Raw genomic sequence first — 22,504 nt, forward strand, 5'->3', positions numbered from 1 at the left:
CTCCCCCTCGCTGATCGATCTCCTCCTCAGTGATCGACGTCTTCCCCGCTGGTCGGTGTCCACTCGCTGGTCGGCGTCCCCTCGCTGGTCGGCGTCCCCTCGCTGGTTGGAGTCCCCTCGCTGGTCGAGCGGAGTCGAGACCACAGTCTGGTCAGCGCGGGAGATCTCGACTCCGCTCGATCACCGAAGAGGCTCGATCCCTGAAGAAGGCTCGATCACTGTCGTCGCGTTCTCGTTCGCGTGCACGACGGAGACGGGCCCGTGCTGCCCGTCGCCAGGCGATCGCGGCGGCCGAACTCCGTTGCCCCAGGGTGCGCGGATCGTTCGCACAGCATGCTGTCGCGGGAACGTTCACCGCGTCTTGTGCCAGTCGTGTCTCCTCGGTATCGGCGGTGATGTGCAGCCCACCGAGGCCGTCGGGGTAGTCGCGCCGGGTGACGTTCTTCCTGCGATTGCGCTTCTCGTAGCGGCGTTTGACCGCGTCGGTGTCGTGGGTGTCGACGATCTGGTCGGCGATCCTGCGCGCGGCTTTGACTGAGATGTGCCCGGACTCGGCGAGAGCTTCGGCGAGGCCGTGGTCGATATCGGAGCGTCCCCCGGAGGCCGAGGAGGAGCAGATGTTCGAATTCGCAGGGCCCGATCCACGGTCCGATGCCGCCCGGTCAGCCGACCTCTCCGAGCAGTCGACGATAGACCGCGCTGGTCTCCACGAGTTTGGCGTGCGCGCCGATCCCGTCGACCCTCCCGTCGTCGATCACGACGATCCGGTCGGCGTGCCGCACGGTCTCCAGCCGGTGGGCGATCACCAGCACGGTGCGGCCGGCGGTGAGCGCGGCGATGGCCCGCTGGATCCGGGACTCGGTGTCCGGGTCGACGGCCGAGACCGCCTCGTCGAGGATCAGCACCGGCGAATCCTTGAGCAGAGCCCGCGCGATGGAGAGCCGCTGACGTTGTCCGCCCGACAGGCTCGACCCGCCCTCCCCGACCACCGCATCGAGTCCACCGGGCAGCGCCGCGACCACGTCGTCGCACTGCGCGGCGGCCAGCGCGGCCCAGATCTCGTCGTCGGACGCCTCCGGCCGACCGAGTGCGACGTTGAACCGCACGGTATCCGGGAACAGGTAGACGTCCTGGTAGACGGTGGTGACCATCGCCATCACGCCGTCGCTGCCGATCTCCGGGAGCGAGCGGCCGCCGATCTCGACGCGGCCCTCGTCGACGTCCCAGAGTCGCGCGGCCAAACTCGCGACCGTCGACTTGCCCGCACCGGACGGGCCGACCAGCGCGGTGACCGTCCCCGGCCGGGCCTGGAAACAGACGTCGGTGAGGACCTGCCGGTCGTCGTAGGCGAAGCCGACGCCGTCGAACTTCAGGGAGGCGTCCGCGGGGACCGCCGGCGTCTCGGGTTCCGGCAGCACCGGCTCGTCCCACACCTCACCGATCTTGGCGGCGATCTGCTCCTGGTTCCGCCGGTATCCGGCGAGCGCGCTGAGCTCCTGGATCGGCTGGTAGAACGCGAGCATCAGCATGAGGAACAGCAGCAGCGTGGTGGCGGTGACGTCGCCGCGGTCGAACAGCCAGGCGCCGACCAGGATCAGCGCCACCAGGCCGCTCTCCACGGCGATGCTGCCGAGGGCGTTGGACGGCAGCGTCTTCACCGACATCGCGACGCTGGTCAGGCGCAGTCGTTCGACGACGTCGCGGTACCGGCCCGCGATCTCCGAGTCCTCCGCGCCGCGCAGCACCAATGCGCCGCGCGCCTGCTCGACCAGCACCGTCGACGCCTCGGCGCGCGTGCGGTGCAGGTCGGCGAACACGCGGTGGTAGATCCGGTCGCTCCACGCCGTGACGAGCAGGAACACCGGCACCCCGGCCAGCGCGGCGAGGGCGAGCCGCCAGTCGACGATCGCCAGGATCACCCCGGCGTACACCGGTTGCAGGCAGGCTCCGGCGACCTGTCCGGGCACGTTCTGGAAGTCGAGCATCACGGTGTCGTTGGTGATCAGCGTGGCCACCCGGCCGCGGTCGACCCGTCCGAGGAATCCGAGCGGGACCTGCCGCAGCCGTTCGATCAGCGACAGCATCAGGTCGGTCTTGGCACGCCCGGCCAGCCCCCACACGTAGACGTTCGCCCAGTGCGAGAGGAAGAACCTGACCGTCAGTCCGGCCGTCAGCAACCCGAACATCTGCCAGACGAAGCCGCTGGTCAGCGTGCCGTTCACTGCCCGGTCCACCGTCAGGAACACGGTGACGAGCGGGATGCCGCGCACCATCGACTCGAGCACGATCCGCACCAGACCGTACTTCTTCAACTCGCTCCAGCTGCGCCCGTACAGCGTGCGCCACTGCTTGCCGAAGCTCATCGCGCCCACCCCCGGGGTCACCACGTCGTGCGCGGCCCGGGTCCACTCGTCGGCCGCCCCTTCGTCAGTCGAGGTCACGACTCCGCTCGCCCCACGGCTCCGTCGCGACCGCTCGGCCTCGACGGTCGAGCCCGCCTCGTCGACCGTGCCCCCGTCGCCGTCCGGCCGATCCGTCCGCCAGCCCTGCGCCTCCGTGTACGCCGACCACAGCGACCGATAGGTGTCGTTGCTCTCGTGCAGTTCGTCGTGCGTGCCGACGGCTTCGATCCCGCCGTCGACGACGACGGCGATCCGGTCCGCGCCCCGGATGGTCTCCAGCCGGTGGGCGATCGCGATCACCGTCCGCCCCTGCGTGAGCCTGTCCAACGCGGCCAGGGTCAGCCGCTCGGTCTCGGCGTCGAGGGAGGCCGTGGCCTCGTCGAGCACGACGACCGGCGCGTCCTTGAGCAGCGCCCGCGCGATGGAGATGCGCTGGCGCTGGCCGCCGGAGAGTCGCCCGCCGCCTGCCGGGAGTTCCGCCTCCCAGCCGCCGAGTTCGTCGGCGACGTCGGCCAGCCGCGCCGCGGTGCTCGCGGCGATCACCTCGTCGTCGCTCGCCTCCGGCCGGGCGACGCGGATGTTGTCGGCGAGGGTGGCGGCGAAGACGTACTCGTCCTGCTGGACGAACGCGACCAGCCGCGCCACCCGCGCCGATCCGATCTCCCGCAGGTCCGCCCCGCCGAGGGTGACCGTTCCCGATCCGGGATCCCACTGCCGGGCGACGAGCCGGGCCAGCGTCGACTTCCCCGCACCGGTCGGGCCGACCAGCGCCGTCGTCGACCCCGCCGGGATCTCCAGGTCGACGTCGACGAGGACCCGTTTCCCCTCCAATGCGGCGTCCTCGCCGCCCTCGCCCTCGCCGTCGGAGGAGGATTCGGGGGAGGAGACGTCGTAGGAGAAGCCGACGCCGACGAAGCGCACGTCGTATCCGGCAGGTTCGACCGGGGCGGCGGGCTCGAGCAGCGGCTGTTCGTCGAGCACCGCAGCGATCTCCCCGGCGGCGAACTGGATCCGGATCATCAGCGTCGCCAGGAGCCCGACCAGGTTCATCAGCGGGGACAGATAGCCCAGGCACAGGAGCAGCATCAGGACCAGCGTCGGAACGCTCACCCCGCCGTCGACCACACCGAGGCCCGTGATCGGCAGCATCGCGGCCACCGCGAAACCGCTGCCCACCATCATCACCGACACCACCCACGACGTCGGGCCGTTCTCCGCCTTCCGCTGCGACTCGTAGCCGTCGACGATCGCGTTGCGCGCCTGGTCGTAGCCGGAGTCGGGGCGGAGGTAGCCGCGGATCACCGCCAGCCCGTTGAGGTAGCCCATCACCGCGGAGTTCAGCGCGACCAGTTTCTCCGCCGCGTCCTGGTTCGACTTCTGCGCCAGGGCCATGCCGACACCGGAGACCACCACGAGCACGAGGAGCGAGCCCAGCGCGACGAAGCCCAGGCGCCAGTCGACCACGAAGAACAGCGTCGTGGTGGCGAGGGGGACGGCGATCGCCGCGGCCAGGTCCGGAACACCGTGGGCCAGCGCCTCCTCCACCTGCTCGACGTCGTCGTGCAGCAGTTTCTTCATCTCGCCGGACGACCGCTGCTGCACCTTTCCGAGCGGGATCGCCTTGAGCGTGGCGGCCAGCGCGAGGCGGAGGTCGGCGAGCACCCGGTAGGCCGCCACGTGGGCGACGTGCGACGAGAACCCGGCCAGCACCGCGCGGGCGGCGATCGCCAGCGCGGTCCACAGGGCGATCGCCGGGATCCGGCTCGGGTCGCCGTCGTCGGTGAACAGTTCGACGGCGACGGAGTACACCGCGACGTACGGCGCGAGCGCCAGACCCGCCGAGACGAGCGCCAGCAGCGCCGCGAGGATCAGTCCGGTTCTGCGGCGGCGGACGATCCCGCCGAAGGTGTGCGAGGAATCCATGAGGGGACCCTAACTTCGCCGCGGCGATTAATCAACGATGTGTGTATTTATTCCTCCCGGTCTCGACCCTCGTATCCGAGTACTAGCGTGGAGGGAATGACGACCACCGGCGGACGGAAGCGAGGACGGCCGGCGAGATCGGCCGACCGGGCACCGCTGACCAAGGAGTCGATCGCCGAGGCCGGCCTGCGCATCGCCGGAGACGAGGGATTCCCGCAGCTCACCATGCGTCGGCTGGCCGCCGAGCTCGACGTGACCGTCCGCGCGCTCTACAACGTCGTCGCCGACCGCCAGGAGGTGGTCGATCTGACGGCCGCCCGCATGGTCGAGAATCTGCCCGACCACGATTACGACGCGCGTGACTGGCGTCGGTCGGTCCGCCGGATGTACCGGGAGGCCCGGGCGGCCTACCGGGCGTTCCCCCGGGCCACCCTGGTCTCGCTCGACGAGACCATCACCCCCACCGAGGTGCCGGAACGGCGCATCCTCAGCCCGAACGGCTCCTCGCCTTCCTGGTCGACGTCGGACTCCCCCTCGACGACGCGCTCGCCGTCCGCGGTTTCTTCCTCGTCGAGGTCTTCGGCTTCGTCATGCTGATCGACTACCGCTACGACCGGAGCGGCACCGCGATCCGCGAGATGATGTCGCACCCGGTCCCCGGTCCCTGGCTCGACGCGCACCCCGACGTCGAGGCGCCGCTCTCCCGGGAGGTCGCCGCACGCCCCGGCGAGACGCCCGACGTGCTCTTCGAGGCGATGATCGAACGCGCGATCGCCGAGATCGAGCGACTCCGGGCGAAGAGACCCGAAGACGACGAGCCCGCCCCGATCCCCCCGCCCGAACCCTGAGCCGCCCGCGAGCGCAGCGAGCCGCGGAGGCCACGGTCTCTCCCGGCGGCACGACTATCCGGGCAGCCGGAACACCTCCGGAGACTCGGCTTCGCCGAGAGCCAGGTCGGCGAGGAGTTGTCCGACGGCGGGCACGAACTTGAAGCCCTCGCCCTTGAAGCCCGCACCGATCGTGATCGCGCCGCGGCGATCCATCACGAAGTCGTCGCCGGTCGTCGTCGTGTAGGTGCAGCTGATCTCCGCCGCGGACCCGGGGTCGAGACCCGGAAACCATCGTGCGACGTGGTCGGCCAGGTCACGACGTGCCTGCTCGGTGCCGGCGAACGTGCGCCGATCCGGGTCGATCCGCGGCCCGGTCCCGTGGAATCCGACCTTCACGCCCTCCCCCGGCGTGAACATCCCGTACACGTCCCCCTTGCGCAGCCCCTCCCCGGCGGCGACGAGATGGTTGAACGACGGCCACCGCGCGTCCCGGCACTCCGCGGCCGGCTGGAAGTGGGCGGGGTGCTCCTCGGTGACGACGAGTTCGGGCAGCCGCACCTGATCACCGAGAAGCCGTTCGGTCCACGCGCCCGCGGTCACCACGACCCCGTCGGCCCGGAACACCTCCGCCCGCCCCTGCGGATCGAGCGCCGTCACGGCGACGCCGTCGCCGCCGGAGACGATCGACGTCACGCGATGGTTCGGCCGCAGGTCCGCGCCGTGGAGACGAGCCTGCTCCTCCATCAGCCGGAGCGTCCGCTCGGAGCGGATGCGTCCCGCACCCCGGCTGAGAAGCACGGCTCCGTGGAATCCCACGCCCGGCCATCGCCGTGCGGCGTCGTCGATCGAGGAGCATCTCGACGTCGGCGCCGCGTGACCGGAGTTTGTCGCCGATGGCCCGGACGCGTTCGGGATCGCCGAAGGTCACCACCCCGCACATCGTGAGCAGGTCCTCGCCGCCGACCTCTTCGAGCTCGCGGTACAGCGTCACGGCGCGGTCGTAGAGGTCGAGGTAGTCGTCGTCGAGGTAGGCGTCGTTCAGGTTGCGCGCGGCACCGTGCGAGGCGCCGATCGCGTTGCCGAAATCGAACTGCTCCAGGAGCACGACGGGGGTCCCGCCGACGGCGAGCCGCCAGGCCGTCGCCAACCCCATCGCTCCACCGCCGACGATGATCCGTCCCGACCTCTGCATCGCTCCCTCACTTCACCGATCCGTGGTTTCCCGTCACTGCAGTGTCGCAGCGCGATCCCTCGCGCGCAGGGCATCGTCGCACCGGCGCCGAACACCCGATCGCGATGAGTCAAAAACCCACACGACGTAGCCGGGTCGACGCCGCACGACCGATCCATCGAAACCCCGGATTAAACGAGACGATTGGTCTAATAATTGAGGCATGGCGCCCGACACCTCGACTCCCCCTCGCCGACGAGGCCGTCCGCCGAAGGACCGGAACGCCCCCGACGCACCGCGCGCACGCCTGATCCGCGCGGGTGTCGCGATCCTCACCGAGAAGGGGTTCAGCGCGGTCGGGATCGACGAGATCCTCACCGCCGCGGGCGTGCCGAAGGGCTCCTTCTACCACTACTTCGCCAGCAAGAACGCCTTCGGACTCGCCCTGATCGACGCCTACGACCGGTACTTCCTCGCCAAGCTCGACCGCTGGTTCGACGACGACTCGATCGCCGCGCCGCTCGACCGACTGCGTGCGTTCACCGTCGACGCCCGGGACGGCATGGCCCGGCACGGCTACCGGCGCGGCTGCCTCGTCGGCAATCTCGGCCAGGAGATGGGCACCCTCCCCGAGGACTACCGCGAGCGCCTCGTCGACGTGCTGCACCGCTGGCAGGCACGCACCGCCCGCTGCCTCCGCGAAGCGCGGGACGCGGGGGAGATCGACCCGTCCGCCGACTGCGACCGCCTCGCCGAGTTCTTCTGGATCGGCTGGGAGGGCGCGGTCCTGCGCGCCAAACTCGAACGCGGCCCGGCGCCCCTCGACCGATTCGCCGAACACTTCCTCTCCTCCCTCACCACCTGAACACCGCATTCCACCCGGAACGACGAACCCGACCAGAGAATCGAGAAACCATGTCCGACACCGACTTCCGCGCCCTCCTGATCGAGAAGAACGACCTCTCGGAGAAGAGCGACGGCGGCCAGACCGTCTCCGTCCAGCAGGTCGACCGCGCCCGCCTCCCCGAGGGCGACGTGACCGTCCGCGTCGAGGCGTCCACCGTGAACTACAAGGACGCCCTCGCCGTCACCGGCACGAGCCCGGTGGTGCGCAGCTTCCCGATGGTCCCCGGCATCGACTTCGCGGGAGTCGTCGAGGAGTCGTCGAACCCGGCGTGGAACCCGGGCGACCGCGTCGTCCTCAACGGGTGGGGTGTCGGCGAGAAGCACTGGGGCGGTCTCGCCGAGTACGCACGGGTGCGGGGCGAATGGCTGGTTCCGCTGGTCCCCGAGTTCACCGCCGAACAGGCCATGGGCATCGGCACCGCCGGTTACACCGCCATGCTGTGCGTCCTCGCACTGGAGAAGCACGGCGTGACCCCCGACGACGGCGAGATCCTGGTGACCGGTGCCGCCGGCGGCGTGGGCAGCGTCGCGATCGCCGTCCTGCACGAGCTCGGCTACCACGTCGTCGCCGTCACCGGCCGCGAGTCCGAGGCCGACTACCTCACCGGACTGGGCGCCGAGCGGATCCTGCCGCGCGCCGACTTCGCCGAACGCGGCAAGCCGCTCGCCAAGGAGCAGTGGGCCGGCGCGGTCGACGTCGCCGGCGGCCAGGTCCTGGCCAACGTCTGCGCCCAGATGCGGTACGGCGGCATCGTGGCCGCGTGCGGTCTGGCGGCGGGCATGGGCCTCCCCGCGACGGTCGCCCCGTTCATCCTGCGCGGCGTCACCCTCGCCGGCATCGACAGCGTCTACCGTCCCGCCGCCGACCGCACCGAGGCGTGGCGGCGCCTCGGCCGGGACCTCGATCCCGCCGTCCTGGCCCCGATCACCGGCACCGTCGCACTCGACGACGTCCCCGCGCTCGCCGCCGAACTGCTCGCCGGGAAGGTGCGCGGCCGCGTCGTCGTACCCCTGAACAGCTGACCCGAGACACCACCGCCCCATCGGACACCACCGACCCATCAGACACCGTCGCCCCGACCGACTCCACCGAAGGCATCCCGTGACCGACTCTCCCGTCAGCCGTTTCCCCGTCCCCGAACTCCACGACCTGCCCGACGACATCCGCACCCGGATCCTCGAGGTCCAGGAGAAGTCGGGTTTCGTGCCGAACGTCTTCCTCGCGCTCGCGCACCGGCCCGCCGAGTTCCGCGCGTTCTTCGCCTACCACGACGCGATCATGGACAAGTCCGGCAACCTCACCAAGGCCGAGCGCGAGATGATCGTCGTCGCCACCTCCGCGCCCAATCAGTGCCAGTACTGCGTGGTCGCGCACGGCGCGATCCTCCGGATCCGGGCCAAGGACCCGCTGATCGCCGACCAGATCGCGACCAACTATCGCAAGGCCGACATCACCGACCGCCAGAAGGCGATGCTCGATTTCGCGCTGAAGGTCTCCCGGGAGGCGTACGCGGTGAACGACGACGACTTCGCCGCCCTCGAGCGCCACGGGTTCGACGAGGAGGACGTCTGGGACATCGCCGCGATCTCGGCGTTCTTCGGGCTCTCCAACCGGATGGCCAATGTGACCTCGATGCGCCCGAACCCGGAGTTCTACGGCATGGGTCGCTGACGCGCGGCCGGTGTCCGGCCCGGCCACGCACCGGATCGGAGCAGTCGTAGACCGTTGAGGCCGACGATCACCGTCGATCCCTCGTGCCCGGCGACCCCGAGCGGCAGCGGCAGGTCGCCGAGCAGGTCCCAGGCCACGAGCACGACGAGGAAGGCGGCCGCGATCACCAGGTTCGCGACGATCACCCGGTGCGCTCGGCGCGCGAACGCCAGCGCGGCGGGGACCGTCGAGAGGTCGTCGCGCACCACGACGACGTCGGCCGCCTGCAGCGCCAGGTCCGTGCCCGCCCCGCCCATGGCGATCCCGATGTCGGCCCGGGCGAGGGCGGGCGCGTCGTTGATCCCGTCGCCGACCATCGCGACCCGGCGCCCGGCCGCCTGGAGTTCACCGATCGCCGCGGTCTTCTCCTCCGGCAGCAGCCCGGCCCGCACCCGATCGATGCCGACGTCCGCCGCGACCCGTTCGGCCACCCGTCGATGGTCGCCGGTGAGCAGCACCGAGCCGATTCCGGCGGCGCCCAGTTCCCGGATCGTCGACGGCGACTCGTCCCGCACCGTGTCCGAGAGGGCGAGCACACCGATCACCGCTTCGTCGCGCACGACGAGCACCGCGGTGTCCCCGCGCGCCTCGAACCCGGCGACCGCCTCCCCGGCATCCGTCTTCTCCGCCGCCATGCCGTCGGCCCGGTCGCCGCGCGGTGACACCACCGCGATGCGCGCCCCGTCGACCACCGCCTCGACACCGCTGCCCGGGTGCGCGAGGAAGTCGCGGGCCTGCGGCACCGGCAGATCCCGGGCCCGGGCCTCGGCTGTGATCGCGGCGCCCAGCGGGTGTTCGCTGAGCTGTTCGACGGCCGCGGCGAGAGCGAGCACGGTCTCGTCGTTCACCCCGCCGCCGTTCACCCCGCCGCCGTTCCTCGACCCGCCCGCGGCGACCACGCCCGAGACCACCGGCAGCCCGCGCGTCAGCGTCCCGGTCTTGTCGAAGGCGACGACGTCGACGCCCGACAGGTTCTCCATCACCACCGCGGACTTCACCAGCACTCCGTGTCGGCCGGCGTTCGCGATGGCGGCGAGCAGCGGCGGCATCGTCGCCAGGACGAGGGCGCACGGCGAGGCGACGATCATGAACGTCATCGCCCGCAGCAGTGCGCTCTGCATCTCGGCCCCGAACGCGAGCGGGATCCCGAACACCGCGAGCGTGGCGATCACCATCCCGACCGAATAGCGCTGTTCCACCTTCTCGATGAACACCTGGCCGCGGGCCTTGGTCTCGGCGGCCTCGGCGACCATCGCCGCGATCCGCGCGACCACCGATTCCGCGGCGGCCCGGTCGACCCGCACCGTGAGCGCCCCGGTGCCGTTCAGCGTCCCGGCGAACACCGCGTCGCCGACGTGCTTGTCGACGGCGAGCGGCTCCCCGGTGATCGTCGCCTGATCCACCTCGCTCGCACCGTCGACCACCGTGCCGTCGGCGGCGATCCGCTCCCCCGGACGCACCAGGATCGTGTCGCCGACGGTCAGGTCCGACGCGGGCATCTCGGTCTGTGCGCCGTCGTCGCGCAGCAGGGTCGCCGTCTCCGGCGCCAGGTCGAGGAGTCCGCGCACCGAGTCCTCGGTGCGCGCGGTGGCCCACGCCTCCAGCGCACCCGAGGTGGCGAAGATGACGATCAGCAGCGCCCCCTCGGTGACCTGCCCGATCGCCGCGGCGCCGAGCGCGGCGACCACCATCAGCAGGTCGACGTCGAGGGTCTTCTCGCGCAGCGCCCGCAGCCCGGCGAGCCCGGGCTCCCAGCCGCCGGCCAGGTAACACGCCAGGTAGAACGCCCACCAGCTCCACGTCGGCGCCCCGGCGGACTGCAGCCCGAGGCCGATCCCGAAGAGCAGCAGGGCCGACGCCGCCCACCGGATCTCGACGAGCTCCCACGGCCGGGTCCGGCACACCGGCACCCGTCCGCTCCTGTCGCCCACCGCACGGACTTCTCCATCGGTCGTGAACGCCATCGTCGCCCTCCTGGTCCGCATGCTCTCCGCATCTCCGGCGCCGCCGGATGATTCACGAATATATGCAGAGTTGTTCAGATGAGCAAGTGAAGAGGTCGGCGCTACCATCGTTCCCATGGGACATCGACTGCCCGACGACGACGCGCCCGCACCGCTGGATGCCGCGACCGCCGACCGCGTCGCGACGACGCTCCAGGCGCTCGCTGCGCCGAGCCGGCTGATGATCCTGTCCCAGTTGAAAGCCCGGTCGATGCCGGTCGGAGAGCTCGCCGCCGCCGTGTCGATGGAACCGTCAGCGGTCTCGCACCAGTTGCGGCTCCTCCGCAATCTCGGCCTGGTCGCGGGCGACCGGGAGGGCCGCAGCATCGTCTACAGCCTGTACGACGACCACGTCGCCCAACTGCTCGACGAGGCCGTCTACCACAGCGAACACCTCCGGCTGGGCCTCGGACGACGCCCCGCCGCCGCCGAACAGCCCGACACCCGCTGAGGGATCGGCCTCCGGCGAACGGAGCCGAGACCATCGTCGGTCGTCGAGCACCGAGAGATCTCGACTCCGCTCGATCACCGAAGGGAGGCCTCGGTCGTCGAAGGGAGGCCTTGATCACCGAAGGGAGGCCCTCGATCACCGAGGGGAGGCCTCGGTCATCGAAGGTGAGGTCTCGGTCATCGAAGAGGACGCGATCACCGAAACGAGACCACCCACCCGCCGGTCGAGCGGAGTCGAGACCACCGCGTGGACATCACAGCGCCCTCTGCCCCGCCCCAGCACACGAGGTCAGAAGGACAGCAACCGGCTGTAGGCCATCGACCACTCGTCGAGGCGCAGCACCACCGTCACCTCGTCGTCGCTCGCCGACACCTCGGTGATCCGGACGTTCTCGCTGAGCGCCGTGGAGATCGGGATCGCCCGATCCCCCTTGAACCGGCGCTGCGGCAACCAGTCTCCCCACCCGGCCGCGGTGGGCCGCAGCTCCAGGCGGCCGCCGGCGACCGCCAGTTCGACGTCGACCCAACCGTGGCGCGCCTTCGTCCCGTGGGTGCGGAGGCGCACCCGGGTGCCGCCGAGCGATTCGATGTCGATCCCGCCCAGGTGACGTCGCAGCAGCACCTGCACCTGGTCCCATTCGGCGACGACGACGATGTCCACCGGCGCCGCCACCAGCAGCGGATCGAAGGCGAGCCGGGTGTGTACGTGCCGCGGGCGCACCGTGACGGAGGTGGCGCGCAGATCGTCGTATTCGACGTCGCCGCCGCTGAACGACACGTCGTCGGCCTGCCCGATCGCCGCGCTGACCGGGTCGAAGCGCGCGTCGATGCCGGTCACCGTGAAGGCCAGCCGTTCACCGGCCAGGCTCGTCTCGATGCGGCGGCCGACCAGTCCCGCCCGCAGCACCGCGAACAGCGGTTCGATCGGCAGCGCCCCGATTCGCCTCGCGGTGTCGAACACCGGCACGGCCAGGTCCGCCGGCAGTCGGCGGAGTCCTGACGGGATCGGCAGGCTGGGCAGGCTCGAGGGGATCGGCAGACTGGTGCCCAGGTCCACCAGCCATCCGGTCGGTCCTGCGTACCAGGGTCGATCCTCCACCGTGTTCCGTCCGCCTCCGCCCTGTTCGTCTATGCCCGGCTCACCTGTATCCCGTGCGCCCGGTCCCGACTCGCCACCGTCACGACCGCACGAGCCGGTGGATCGCGACGGTGGCCTCCTCGATCTTGGCCAGCGCCTCCTCGTCGCCGAGTTTGGCGGCGTCGAGCACACAGTGTTTCAGGTGGTCGTCGAGCAGTCCGGTCGCCACGCCCTGGACGGCGCGGGTGAGCGCACTGATCTGGGTGAGGATGTCGATGCAGTACTTGTCCTCGTCGATCATCTTCGCAATGCCTCGGGCCTGGCCCTCGATGCGCCGCATGCGTTTGAGGTACTGCTGTTTCTGCTCGTCGTAGCCGCGCTGGGGATGCGCGTGGCCGTCGCACGAGCAGTCTCCGCTCTGCTCCCACACGACGTCCGGCGCCGTGCTCTCCACCGCTTCGCTCCGAGTCTCTTCACTCACCGCGAGTCCTCGCTTCCTTCGACAAGACGATCGGTTCCGCCGGGGCCGTCGGCGTTCTCACCTCAATGCTGCCACGCCGGTCGACGTCGTATCGTTCGACACCGCCGCTTCGCTCGATCCCGTCACGCTGCGGAATCCGCGCAGACGCAGGCTGTTGCCCACCACGAAGACGCTCGAAGAACGCCATCGCCGCGCCCGCCAGCATGGGGTTGAGCATGCCCAGGGCGGCGACCGGGATGGCCGCGACGTTGTAGGCGAACGCCCAGAACAGATTGGTCTTGATGGTGCTCAACGTTCTGCGGGAGAGTCGGATGGCGTCCACCGCGCTGCGCAGGTCGCCCCGGACCAGGGTGATGTCGGAGGCCTCGATCGCCACGTCGGTGCCGGTGCCCATCGCCAGACCGAGGTCGGCCCGGGCCAGGGCGGGGGCGTCGTTCACGCCGTCGCCGACCATCGCGACCACCCGGCCTTCGTCCTGCAGCCGCGCGATCACGTCGACCTTCTCACCGGGCAGCACTTCGGCGATCACCCGATCGATCCCGACCTCGGCGGCGATCTGCCGGGCGACGGCCTCGTTGTCTCCGGTGAGCAGCACCGGGGTGAGGCCGAGGCCGGTGAGTTCGGCGATCGCCCGGGCGCTGGTCGGCTTGACGGTGTCGGCCACCACCAGCACGCCGCGCGCACGCCCGTCCCAGCCGACGGCGACCACCGTCTTGCCCTCGGACTCGGCGGCGGTCTTGGCGGCGGCGACCGCCGGGGACAGCCGCTGCGACCATTCGTCGAGCAGGCTCTCCCGGCCGACGATCACGGCGGCGCCGTCGACGATGCCCTGGACCCCCTTGCCGACGACGTTCGCGAAGTCCTCGACGCCGGGCAGGTCGCCGACCTCCGCGGATGCTCCGGCGGCGATCGCCTGGGCGATGGGATGCTCGGATGCGTTCTCCAGCGCGCCGGCCAGTCGCAGCAGTTCGGCGCGGTCGACGTCGTCCTCCGGCACGACGTCGACCAGGGTCATCCGGCCGCTGGTGACGGTGCCGGTCTTGTCGAGCACCACGGTGTCGACCTTGCGGGTGGACTCGAGCACCTCGGGCCCCTTGATCAGCACGCCCATCTGCGCGCCGCGGCCGGTGCCGACCAGCAGCGCGGTCGGCGTGGCCAGGCCCAGGGCGCACGGGCACGCGATCACCAGGACCGCGACGGCCGCGGTGAACGCCGCCGACACCCCGAATCCGCCGCCCAGCCAGGCGCCGAGCGCGATCACCGCGACGGCGATGACGATCGGGACGAAGACCCCGGAGATCCGGTCGGCCAGACGCTGCACCTCGGCCTTTCCGGTCTGCGCGTCCTCGACCAGTCTGGCCATCTGCGCCAGCTGCGTGTCCGCGCCGACCCGGGTGGCCCGCACCGTCAACCGTCCGCCCGCGTTGACCGTCGCCCCGGTCACCGCATCGCCCTCGGCCACCTCGACCGGGACCGATTCGCCGGTGAGCATGGACTCGTCCACCGCGGAGCCGCCCGAGACCACGATGCCGTCGGTGGCGATCTTCTCGCCCGGGCGGACGACGAAGACGTCGCCGACCGCCAGCTCGTCGATCCCGATCTTCACCTCGGTGTCGCCGCGCAGCACCGACACCTCTTTGGCCCCGAGCTGGAGCAGCGCCCGCAGTGCCGAGCCGGCCTGCCGCTTGGCCCGCTTCTCGAAGTAGCGCCCGGCGAGAATGAACATGGTGACGCCCGCGGCCGCCTCCAGGTAGATGTTCGCGGCACCGTCGGACGGGGCGACGGTGAGCTCGAACGGGTGCCGCATGCCCGGCGTCCCCGCCGTCCCGAAGAACAGCGCGTACAGCGACCACAGGAACGCCGCCGACGTGCCCATCGAGATCAGCGTGTCCATGGTGGCGGCGCCGTGCCGCAGGTTGATCCACGCGGCCCGGTGGAACGGCCACGCGCCCCACACGATCACCGGCGCGGCCAGCGTCAACGACAGCCACTGCCAGTACTCGAACTGCCACGCCGGGACCATCGCCACGACGATCACCGGCACGGTCAGGATCGTCGTGACGATCAGGCGCTGCCGCAGCGAGGCGAGTTCGGGATCGGCGTCGTCGTCCGTCTCCGCCGATTCCTCCGGGGCCTTCTCCGGCGTGGGCAGGGTGGCGGCGTAACCGGCCTTCTCCACCTCCTCGACCAGCAGTTCGGGGTCGTAACCGTCGGGCACGACGACCTTGGCCTTCTCGGTGGCGTAGTTGACCGTCGCCGAGACCCCGTCGAGCTTGTTCAGTTTGCGTTCGATCCGGTTGGCGCACGACGCGCACGTCATCCCGGTGATGTCCAGTTCGACGCTGGCGCCGACCTGTGTGTCGGGTGCCGTCGAGGCGCTCATGGCGCGTCCTTCCGTGGGCGGTGGGTGGGTTCGGCGAGGTGCCGAGTGCTCAGTGCGCGTGGTCGTGGGCGTCGTGCGGCGGGGCCGCGTCGACCGCGAACGCCGCGGCGTGGACCGTGCCGTCCACCTGGAAGTCCAGGTAGAGCAGGTACCGGCCCGGTGTGGACGGTGTGGCGGCGAAGGCGATGTCCGGTCCGGAGGTCTCGCCCGGCTTCGGCGCGGCGCCTTCGGGGTGGACGTGCAGATAGGCCAGATCGCCCTCGCGGAGCGCCACCAGATGACCGAACGCCCCGAGGTACGGCTGCAGCGCGGTGACCGGCCGTCCGTCGCGGGTCACCGATGCGGTCACCGTGTTCGACGACCCCGGCACCAGATCACCGGCGAGTGTCACGGTGTACCCGCCGACCCGGGCGGTGCGCGTCGGTTCGGTGCGGGCGAGCTCGACCGGTCCGCCGACGTCGACCAGCCGGGACAGCGTGACGCCTTCGGCGTCGTCGCCGGCCGGGGTGAAGTCCGTGTAGACGCGGTACGTCCCCGCGGTCTCCCAGCGCCACGGCACCGACCAGGTGCCGGTGGCCTCGTCGAGGGTCGGGTGCACGTGCCGGAAGTGGGCGCCGTCGGTCCGCACGACGATCAGATGCAGATCCTTCTCGTGGGTCGGCGTGTAGTCGGCGACCGGCGCGCCGGAGTCGTCACGGATCTGGAAGGTCAGCGCACCGTCGACACCCGGCGCGGTGGGCGCCAGGATCGGCGAGAGCAGCAGGCCGTCGCTCTCCAGGGAGAGTCCCGCGGGCGCGTGGCCGTCGTGCGCACCGGCCTCGGCGGCGCCGTGGTCGTGCGCGCTCGCCCGCCGCTCCCAGTCCTCGACGGCGCCGTCCGGGATCACCGCCCTGGCGATCCCGAACGCGGCGACGAACGCCACGACCAGGCCGAGCGCGTAGAGCGCCAGCCGGGTTCCGGCTTTCATCAGGCCCGGGCGGCGGTGTAGCCGGCTTCCCCGACGGCGGCGAGCACGGCGGCGTCGTCGACCGCATCGCCCGACACCACGAGCTTTCCGTCGGCCGCACTGACCTCGACCACCTCGACACCGGTGATCTCGCCGACCTCTTCGCGGACCGAGGCCTCGCAATGGCCGCAGGTCATTCCGGTGACGGTGTATTCGACGTTCGCCATGGTGTTCCTCCTCATCGACATACCCCCATGGGGTACCTACACGGTCCACCATACCCCCATGGGGTATATGCGCAAGGGTCGATGGTCGGTGTCACAGATCTGTCGTAGATTCGGACCATGCGATACGGGATCTGCCTCCTGCCGGACATGCCCTGGGCCGAGGCCAAACCGCTCTGGCAGCAGGCCGAGCAGATGGGCTTCGACCACGCCTGGACCTACGACCACCTGGTCTGGGGCGGCCTGCCCGACGCCCGCTGGTTCGGCTGTCTGCCGACTCTCACCGCGGCGGCCGCGGCGACGTCGACCCTGAAGATCGGCAGCTACGTGATCTCCCCGAACTTCCGCCATCCGGTCGCGCTCTCCCGCGAACTGCAGACCCTCGTCGACATCTCCGACGGCCGGCTGATCGTGGGACTCGGGGTGGGCGGCACCCCCGACGACGGGATCCTGGGACAGCCGGCACTGTCCGTCGGCGAGCGGGTGAACCGCTTCCAGGAGTTCGTCCGGCTCCTGGAACGCACCCTGGTCGACGACCACGTGACGTTCGACGGCGACCACTACTCCGCCCGGGACATGCGCCTGGTCGGCGGCCCGGTCCGGCCGCGCCTGCCGCTGATCCTGGCCGGCGACGGCCCCCGGCAGATCCGGTTCGCCGCACGCGAGGGCGACGGCTGGGTGACCCAGGGCGCCTACGGCACGGCGACGCTGGACGAGTGGTTCGCGCAGGCGAAGCAGCGGCGGGATCTGATGGTCGCCGCCGCGCACGACGCCGGGCGCCCGCAGGTCCCCGACTCGTATCTGAATCTCGACAGCGCCCCGATCAAGGCCCTGAGCAGTGTCGACGCGTGGGACGAGATCACCGGGCGGGCCGCCGAGACGGGGTACACGGACGTGATCGTGCACCGCCCGCGCACCACGGAGCCGCACCGGGGGGACGTGACGATCCTGGAGAAGATCGCCGAACGCGGACTCGCCGCACCCTGATCGTCCCGGCTGCACCCCGGAGGCCTACCGAGCCCGGCGGTCGACGCGACGCGGGCGGTCGTACCGTGGTGGCATGAGCAACGCCGCACCGGCCCCGACCACGTTCACCGATGCCGCGCGCCGGATCGTCGCCTACGGCGCCGTCACCCGCATGACCGGCTACGACTACCTCGTCGAGATCGACGACGACGAGCTGGTGGTGAACGACGGCGACGAGCAGCTCCGGCTCCGCCGCGACGAGAGCGATCTGTCCGGCGTGATCACCGCCGACTGGGCGAGCGACGCCGCCGCCGAACGGGTGACCACCGACTGGATCGAGGACTACATCGAGCAGACGCAGCAGTTCCTGGTGATCCGGCGCGACTACATCACCGACATCGTCGCCGACCCGTTCTCCGCACTGTTCCTGGACCGGCTGGCCGGTCGTTTCCCGTCCGCGGATCTGCCGATGATCACCGAGTTCCTCGACGAGGCGAAGGCCTGGCTCGCCGCCGCCTGATCGGGTCCGTGTGTCCGGCGCGGCTCACCAGGCGCCGGACGCGAACGACCGGCTGAAGCTCTGCCCCGACGACACCCGCCGCTGCATTCCGGCCAGACGCACGGCCTCGTAGCGGGCCAGGGACTCGACGGCGTCGTCGTCCATCACCTCGCCGAGCGCGACGGCATCGGCCACCGCCTCCTGGAATCCGGCGCCGGTCATCGGCGTCTGCGCGTGCGCGGCGTCGCCGAGCAGGGCGAGCCGGCCGTCGACGACGGTGCGCGGCAGGTACTCGGTGATGGGGGTGGGCACCACGTCCCGTTCGCGCAGCGCCCCGATCACCCCGGACCGCCACGGCTCGCTCCACTCGTCGGCGGAGGCGATCAGACCGTCGAAGACGGCATCGGGGAGGTCGGTCACGCGCGGGGTGTGCTTCACCTCGTCGCCGTCGACGGCCCCGACGGCCCGGAACACATCGTCGCGGTTCGGATCGAACCAGCCGAAACCGAAGTGCCGCACCTGCTCGTCCTGATCGATCAGCGGGTAGACGGCCAGCATGCCGTCGTCGCCGTCGAAGAAGTTCGGGCCGCCGATCCGGTGCGCGTACTCCTCGGGCACCTCGGCCTGACCGAGCCACACGACGTAACCGGCGTACGGGGCGATCGGCCGCTCGGCGTCGACGACGGTGCGGACCACGCTGCGGTATCCGTCCGCACCGAGGATCGCCGAAGCCGTCCAGGTCTCGCCGCGTGCGGTGCGGGCCCAGGCCTCGGCGTCGTTCTGACCCACCTCGATCACCCGCTCACCGGGGACGACGGTGATCAGCGGCTCCTCCTGCGCGGCGGCGTGGAGGGCCCGATAGACGTCCCACCACGCGTGCGGGTAGACGCCCTGGCGTGACGCGGCCGGGCCGAGGGCGGCGAACACGGTCTGCGCCGCCCGCACCGACAGCGCCCGACGCAGGTCGGCGCCGGCGACGAGGATCGCGACGCCGCGCTGCGTGCGGCCTTCGGTGCGCTCCAACACGGTCGACGAGCGGCCGTGCGCGGCGAGGCTCAGCGCGGCGACCAGACCGCCGAGCGAGCCGCCGACGATGAGGGTCTCGGCAGTGGACTTCGGGGAATCAGACATGTCTCCAGGATTCCCCCGCCGAACACCCCGTCGCCTGGGAGAGTTTCGTCCCCCTCCCGGTCTCCCGGAGCTCGGCTGAGCTCGTCGGGGGCGCCGTCCGGCGCATCGCGAAGAGGATCGACCGAGCCGATCCGGGCGGCCCGGCCCGGTGCCCCCGGAAGAGTGTCGGACCCGATCGGTACGGTCGATGCCATGTCGAAAATCGTGATCATCGGAGGACACGGCAAAGTGGCCCTCCTCCTGGCCCCGATCCTGACCGCCCGCGGCGACGAGGTGACCTCGATCGTCCGCAACGCCGAGCACGCCGTCGACGTGACCGAGACCGGTGCCACGCCCCTGCTGCTCGACGTCGAGCACGCCTCCGCCGCGGAGATCGCCGCGGTGATCCGGGGAGCCGACGCGCTGGTCTTCAGCGCGGGCGCCGGCGGCGGGGATCCGGATCGCACCTACGCCGTCGACCGGGATGCCGCGATCCGCACCATGCAGGCCGCCCGTGATGCCGAGGTGCGCCGCTACGTGATGGTGTCGTACCTGGGCGCCGGGCCCGACCACGGCGTCGCCGAAGACGACTCGTTCTTCCCGTACGCCGAGGCCAAGGCCGCCGCCGACGCCGCCCTCCGCGCCACCGACCTGGAGTGGACCGTCCTGATGCCGGGCCGTCTGACCCTCGACGAGCCCACCGGCGGCATCGATCCGACCGCGGTCCGCGCGGCCGACAACCCCGGCACCTCCCGCGCGAACGTCGCGCAGGTGGCCGCCGCGGTGCTCGCCGAACCCGCCACCGTCGGCAGGGACATCCCGTTCACCGACGGCGACGTCCCCATCGCCGAGGCGATCCTGCCCCGCTGATCGAGCCGCCCGGCCCCCGCCGGCGGCCGGGCGGTGGTCTCGACTCCGCTCGACCGGCGAGGGAAGCGGCGACCAGCGAGAGGAGCCACGACCAGCGAGAGGAGCCACGACCACGCGGCGGCCCGATGTCGATCGACGGCGGCTCGACGTCATCCCGCGGCGGGCCGAGGTCAGCGGCGCAGTCGTCGGCCGGCGTCGAAGCGCTCCTCGCGCTGCCCGAGGTGCCACGCGTGCCAGCGGCTCCACCGCCGGTACGACGCCTCCTGCCATCGGCGGTCGATGTCCGGGGACACCCGCCGGGCCAGTTCCACCAGCGCGATCAGCGGGGCCCGGCCGATCAGGAGTGCGGCTCCGGGCAGCCCGCCGGGCAGGCGGTAGCGCCTGCGGTTCCAGGGCAGCATGAACAGCCGGGTGTAGCCGGCCTGGAGCATCAGGTGGTAGCGCGCCCGCAGCCGATCGCGGCCGACGACGTCGTCGCCGGGGGCGAACGACGGGACGAAGCCCTCCACCAGTTCCGGACCGAGCGGCCCGGAGTCGTGACGGCGGGTCGAGTCGAAGTAGTAGAGCAGACGGACGGCTTCGCCGATCGTCTCCGGATACATCCGGTCGACGCGACACCCCACCAGATGTCCCAGGTACCGGTTGAAGTGGAGCACCGCGCGCATTCGTCGGCGCCGGTGAGGAAACCCAGCGCATACAGCCCGAACGCCGGGGCCACGCTGCCGCCCAGCAGGGTCAGCATCATCTCGCTCTGGCTGATGGGGAGTCCGTGCGCGGCCGCGTTCCACTCCGGGTGCGCGGCCACGCGGGCGCGCACCGACACGTGCATCACGCGCACCTTCAGCGACACCTCGCGGGCGCGCGACCCCGGGGTCAGCACCGCACCCGGCTTGCACACCTCCAGCCACCATCGGCTGGTCTCCAGGTAGCGGTGCAGCGCACTGGCCCCGGCGTACCCCCCGGACAGCGAGAGCGGCACCGCCAGCGAACCCTCGGTGTAGGTGTCCATGGTGCCGGCGTTCCCGACGGCGCCCAGGCTGTAACCCCACCGTCGCCACACCGCGGCACCGCGTTCGAGCAGGTCGGGATCCACCCAGTCCGGGACGGTCTCGAACTCGGCGAACAGCGCACGCATGGACTCCGGCGCCTCCGGCACCCGGTCGACGCCCACCCGCAGGGCCTCGTCGAGGAGTTCGCGCGCCCGATCGGCGCCCATCGACCCGTGATAGGTCTCGGCCACGAAACGTTCGGCCACCGGGTCGCCCGCGGTCTGTCCGGCCAGGTACTCCCCGATCACGGTCTCGTCGGGCAACAGGTCGAAGCCCGTCACGCGCTCGACCCTCGCGCGCAGCCGACGGCGCGCCGGACTCACCTCGAGTTCCATGTCCCCGCCTTCCCGTCGTTCCCCGCTGCCGTGCCTCGATGCTGTGTCACATCGAGGCTGCGGCGCATCAATACTGTGACGTATCGAGCGGGTCACCGGCCAATAGCCCGGGAACCGGTGCTCGTCTCGGCCGGATACGTCACAGTTAGGACAGCCAGGCCGTTCGCGCGGCAGCGCACCCGGCCCCCGCCACCCGGAGGAACCATGCAGGTCAGCGTCGTCTGGACCATCAATGCGCGCACCGCGTCGGCCATCCGCGCCGTCGAGACCCTCAGCGCCCTGCACAACGAGGGCTTCCGCCGCGTCTGGTCCACCCAGATGCCGAGCGAACCGGATCTGCTGACGATGATCGCCGTGGCCGGGCACTCCGTCCCGGAGATCCGCTTCGGCACCGGCGTCCTGCCCATCCAGAATCAACACCCCATGCTGCTGGCGCAGCGTGCGCTGACGGTCGACGCGGTGGTCGGCGGACGCCTCAGCCTCGGTCTCGGGCTGAGCCACCAGGTGGTGACCGAGGGCATGTGGGGCATCCCCTACGACCATCCCGTCCGGCGCACCGAGGAGTTCCTCGACGCGCTGCTGCCCCTGCTCGACGACCGGAAGGTGTCGACGGACGGGAGGTTCGTCTCCGCACACGGCGCCCTCAGCCTGACCGAGACCCCGACGCCGGAGGTCTATCTCGCCGCCCTCGGCCCCAAGATGCTCGGGGTCGCGGGCCGGCGCACGTCGGGGACGGTCACCTGGATGACCGGCCCCAAGACCCTCGGCGACCACATCGTGCCGACCCTGCGCGCCGCGGCCGCCGACGCCGGACGATCGGACGCGGTCCGGACCGTGGCCATGCTGCCGGTGGCCGTCACCGACGACGTCGACGCCGCCGAGGCCCTCGCCGCACGACAGTTCGCCGTCTACGACGGGTTGCCGTCGTACCGGGCGATGCTCGACCGCGAGGGGTACGAGCACTCCTCGGAGGCCGCGATCATCGGCGACGAGGCGACCGTGACCGAGCGGATCGCCGAGATCCGCGCGGCAGGCGTCGAGGAGTTCGTCGGGCTCCCCTTCGACCGCGACGCCGACCGCCGCGCCCGCACGCGGGCCCTGCTCCAGTCCCTCGACGAGGCCTGACCGGGGTCTGCCCGCCGGCTCGCGGGCAGGGGTCGGCCGCTC

The 22,504-nt window shown here is 71.2% G+C and carries 17 protein-coding genes and 3 pseudogenes; 10 read left to right on the plus strand and 10 right to left on the minus strand.

The genetic code is table 11. The features are described from left to right. Nucleotides 1–662: 662 nt before the first annotated feature. Nucleotides 663–4,325 (minus strand): ABC transporter ATP-binding protein, encoded by a 3,663-nt coding sequence (locus QM809_RS02275; protein ID WP_415044224.1) that lies wholly within the window; start codon nt 4,323–4,325, stop codon nt 663–665. A 96-nt stretch (nt 4,326–4,421) separates the two neighbouring features. Here QM809_RS02275 and QM809_RS02280 point away from each other — a divergent pair, with 96 nt between their 5' ends. Beyond that, nucleotides 4,422–4,922 carry a TetR/AcrR family transcriptional regulator gene (locus tag QM809_RS02280; RefSeq protein WP_415044225.1) on the plus strand — a complete coding sequence of 167 codons (501 nt, stop codon included), beginning with the start codon at nt 4,422–4,424 and terminating at the stop codon, nt 4,920–4,922. Then, nucleotides 4,916–5,173, plus strand: coding sequence for a hypothetical protein (locus tag QM809_RS02285; RefSeq protein WP_415044226.1), 258 nt, complete (start codon nt 4,916–4,918; stop codon nt 5,171–5,173). Before QM809_RS02280 ends, QM809_RS02285 begins: the two co-directional genes overlap by 7 nt. 54 nt (nt 5,174–5,227) lie before the next feature. On the opposite strand, the pseudogene QM809_RS02290 reads toward QM809_RS02285, so the two are convergent. Next, nucleotides 5,228–6,347, minus strand: a pseudogene (locus QM809_RS02290) (FAD-dependent oxidoreductase). Nucleotides 6,348–6,549: 202 nt separating this feature from the next. Here QM809_RS02290 and QM809_RS02295 point away from each other — a divergent pair. The 3 genes from QM809_RS02295 (at nt 6,550) to QM809_RS02305 (ending at nt 8,904) form a co-directional block, all read left to right on the plus strand. Next, a complete protein-coding gene (locus tag QM809_RS02295; RefSeq protein WP_415044227.1) occupies nt 6,550–7,191 on the plus strand; it encodes a TetR/AcrR family transcriptional regulator in 642 nt (213 codons plus the stop codon). Nucleotides 7,192–7,241: 50 nt separating this feature from the next. Further along, nucleotides 7,242–8,255: an MDR family oxidoreductase gene (locus QM809_RS02300; protein WP_415044228.1), complete on the plus strand. Its 1,014-nt coding sequence runs from the start codon at nt 7,242–7,244 to the stop codon at nt 8,253–8,255. A 79-nt stretch (nt 8,256–8,334) separates the two neighbouring features. Then, on the plus strand, nt 8,335–8,904 hold the full coding sequence (locus tag QM809_RS02305; RefSeq protein WP_415044229.1) for a peroxidase-related enzyme: 570 nt from the start codon (nt 8,335–8,337) through the stop codon (nt 8,902–8,904). Here QM809_RS02305 and QM809_RS02310 read toward each other — a convergent pair. Further along, nucleotides 8,886–10,907 (minus strand): heavy metal translocating P-type ATPase, encoded by a 2,022-nt coding sequence (locus tag QM809_RS02310; RefSeq protein ID WP_415044230.1) that lies wholly within the window; start codon nt 10,905–10,907, stop codon nt 8,886–8,888. The genes QM809_RS02305 and QM809_RS02310 overlap by 19 nt on opposite strands. Nucleotides 10,908–11,022: 115 nt before the next feature. Here QM809_RS02310 and QM809_RS02315 point away from each other — a divergent pair, with 115 nt between their 5' ends. After that, complete coding sequence (locus QM809_RS02315) at nt 11,023–11,397, plus strand: ArsR/SmtB family transcription factor (RefSeq protein WP_415044231.1); 375 nt, start codon at nt 11,023–11,025, stop codon at nt 11,395–11,397. A gap of 288 nt (nt 11,398–11,685) precedes the next feature. Here QM809_RS02315 and QM809_RS02320 read toward each other — a convergent pair whose 3' ends face one another. The 5 genes and pseudogenes from QM809_RS02320 to QM809_RS02340 form a co-directional block, all read right to left on the minus strand. Next, nucleotides 11,686–12,495 carry a hypothetical protein gene (locus tag QM809_RS02320; RefSeq protein WP_415044232.1) on the minus strand — a complete coding sequence of 270 codons (810 nt, stop codon included), beginning with the start codon at nt 12,493–12,495 and terminating at the stop codon, nt 11,686–11,688. A gap of 79 nt (nt 12,496–12,574) precedes the next feature. Next, complete coding sequence (locus QM809_RS02325; RefSeq protein ID WP_415046991.1) at nt 12,575–12,904, minus strand: metal-sensitive transcriptional regulator; 330 nt, start codon at nt 12,902–12,904, stop codon at nt 12,575–12,577. Between the two features lie 108 nt (nt 12,905–13,012). Further along, a pseudogene (locus tag QM809_RS02330) lies at nt 13,013–15,338 on the minus strand (heavy metal translocating P-type ATPase). A 49-nt stretch (nt 15,339–15,387) separates the two neighbouring features. Further along, on the minus strand, nt 15,388–16,305 hold the full coding sequence (locus tag QM809_RS02335; RefSeq protein WP_415044233.1) for a heavy-metal-associated domain-containing protein: 918 nt from the start codon (nt 16,303–16,305) through the stop codon (nt 15,388–15,390). Then, nucleotides 16,305–16,511 carry a heavy-metal-associated domain-containing protein gene (locus tag QM809_RS02340; protein ID WP_415044234.1) on the minus strand — a complete coding sequence of 69 codons (207 nt, stop codon included), beginning with the start codon at nt 16,509–16,511 and terminating at the stop codon, nt 16,305–16,307. The genes QM809_RS02335 and QM809_RS02340 overlap by 1 nt, the downstream gene beginning before the upstream one ends. Nucleotides 16,512–16,628: 117 nt before the next feature. On the opposite strand from QM809_RS02340, the gene QM809_RS02345 reads away from it, so the two are divergent. Together QM809_RS02345 and QM809_RS02350 are read left to right on the plus strand one after the other, a co-directional pair. After that, a complete protein-coding gene (locus QM809_RS02345; protein WP_415044235.1) occupies nt 16,629–17,495 on the plus strand; it encodes an LLM class flavin-dependent oxidoreductase in 867 nt (288 codons plus the stop codon). 73 nt (nt 17,496–17,568) lie between these two features. Next, nucleotides 17,569–17,994, plus strand: coding sequence for a hypothetical protein (locus QM809_RS02350; protein ID WP_415044236.1), 426 nt, complete (start codon nt 17,569–17,571; stop codon nt 17,992–17,994). Between the two features lie 24 nt (nt 17,995–18,018). On the opposite strand, the gene QM809_RS02355 is transcribed toward QM809_RS02350, so the two are convergent. Then, on the minus strand, nt 18,019–19,104 hold the full coding sequence (locus tag QM809_RS02355) for an FAD-dependent monooxygenase (RefSeq protein WP_415044237.1): 1,086 nt from the start codon (nt 19,102–19,104) through the stop codon (nt 18,019–18,021). Nucleotides 19,105–19,296: 192 nt separating this feature from the next. Here QM809_RS02355 and QM809_RS02360 point away from each other — a divergent pair, with 192 nt between their 5' ends. After that, nucleotides 19,297–19,953 carry an NAD(P)H-binding protein gene (locus QM809_RS02360; protein ID WP_415044238.1) on the plus strand — a complete coding sequence of 219 codons (657 nt, stop codon included), beginning with the start codon at nt 19,297–19,299 and terminating at the stop codon, nt 19,951–19,953. Nucleotides 19,954–20,123: 170 nt separating this feature from the next. Here the strand turns inward: QM809_RS02360 and QM809_RS02365 are convergent. Further along, nucleotides 20,124–21,337, minus strand: a pseudogene (locus tag QM809_RS02365) (oxygenase MpaB family protein). A gap of 204 nt (nt 21,338–21,541) precedes the next feature. On the opposite strand from QM809_RS02365, the gene QM809_RS02370 reads away from it, so the two are divergent. Beyond that, nucleotides 21,542–22,462, plus strand: coding sequence for a TIGR03564 family F420-dependent LLM class oxidoreductase (locus QM809_RS02370; RefSeq protein WP_415044239.1), 921 nt, complete (start codon nt 21,542–21,544; stop codon nt 22,460–22,462). Nucleotides 22,463–22,504: the final 42 nt, after the last annotated feature.

It is taken from the genome of Gordonia sp. (in: high G+C Gram-positive bacteria), from assembly GCF_047600385.1.
GTDB lineage: Bacteria > Actinomycetota > Actinomycetes > Mycobacteriales > Mycobacteriaceae > Gordonia.

Bases quoted from the DNA above. Each gene is read 5' to 3' on its own strand.
- QM809_RS02275 (WP_415044224.1), bottom strand. From the start codon at position 4,325: ATGGATTCCTCGCACACCTTCGGCGGGATCGTCCGCCGCCGCAGAACC.
- QM809_RS02280 (WP_415044225.1), top strand. From the start codon at position 4,422: ATGACGACCACCGGCGGACGGAAGCGAGGACGGCCGGCGAGATCGGCC.
- QM809_RS02285 (WP_415044226.1), top strand. From the start codon at position 4,916: ATGCTGATCGACTACCGCTACGACCGGAGCGGCACCGCGATCCGCGAG.
- QM809_RS02295 (WP_415044227.1), top strand. From the start codon at position 6,550: ATGGCGCCCGACACCTCGACTCCCCCTCGCCGACGAGGCCGTCCGCCG.
- QM809_RS02300 (WP_415044228.1), top strand. From the start codon at position 7,242: ATGTCCGACACCGACTTCCGCGCCCTCCTGATCGAGAAGAACGACCTC.
- QM809_RS02310 (WP_415044230.1), bottom strand. From the start codon at position 10,907: ATGGCGTTCACGACCGATGGAGAAGTCCGTGCGGTGGGCGACAGGAGC.
- QM809_RS02315 (WP_415044231.1), top strand. From the start codon at position 11,023: ATGGGACATCGACTGCCCGACGACGACGCGCCCGCACCGCTGGATGCC.
- QM809_RS02335 (WP_415044233.1), bottom strand. From the start codon at position 16,305: ATGAAAGCCGGAACCCGGCTGGCGCTCTACGCGCTCGGCCTGGTCGTG.
- QM809_RS02340 (WP_415044234.1), bottom strand. From the start codon at position 16,511: ATGGCGAACGTCGAATACACCGTCACCGGAATGACCTGCGGCCATTGC.
- QM809_RS02345 (WP_415044235.1), top strand. From the start codon at position 16,629: ATGCGATACGGGATCTGCCTCCTGCCGGACATGCCCTGGGCCGAGGCC.
- QM809_RS02350 (WP_415044236.1), top strand. From the start codon at position 17,569: ATGAGCAACGCCGCACCGGCCCCGACCACGTTCACCGATGCCGCGCGC.
- QM809_RS02355 (WP_415044237.1), bottom strand. From the start codon at position 19,104: ATGTCTGATTCCCCGAAGTCCACTGCCGAGACCCTCATCGTCGGCGGC.
- QM809_RS02360 (WP_415044238.1), top strand. From the start codon at position 19,297: ATGTCGAAAATCGTGATCATCGGAGGACACGGCAAAGTGGCCCTCCTC.
- QM809_RS02370 (WP_415044239.1), top strand. From the start codon at position 21,542: ATGCAGGTCAGCGTCGTCTGGACCATCAATGCGCGCACCGCGTCGGCC.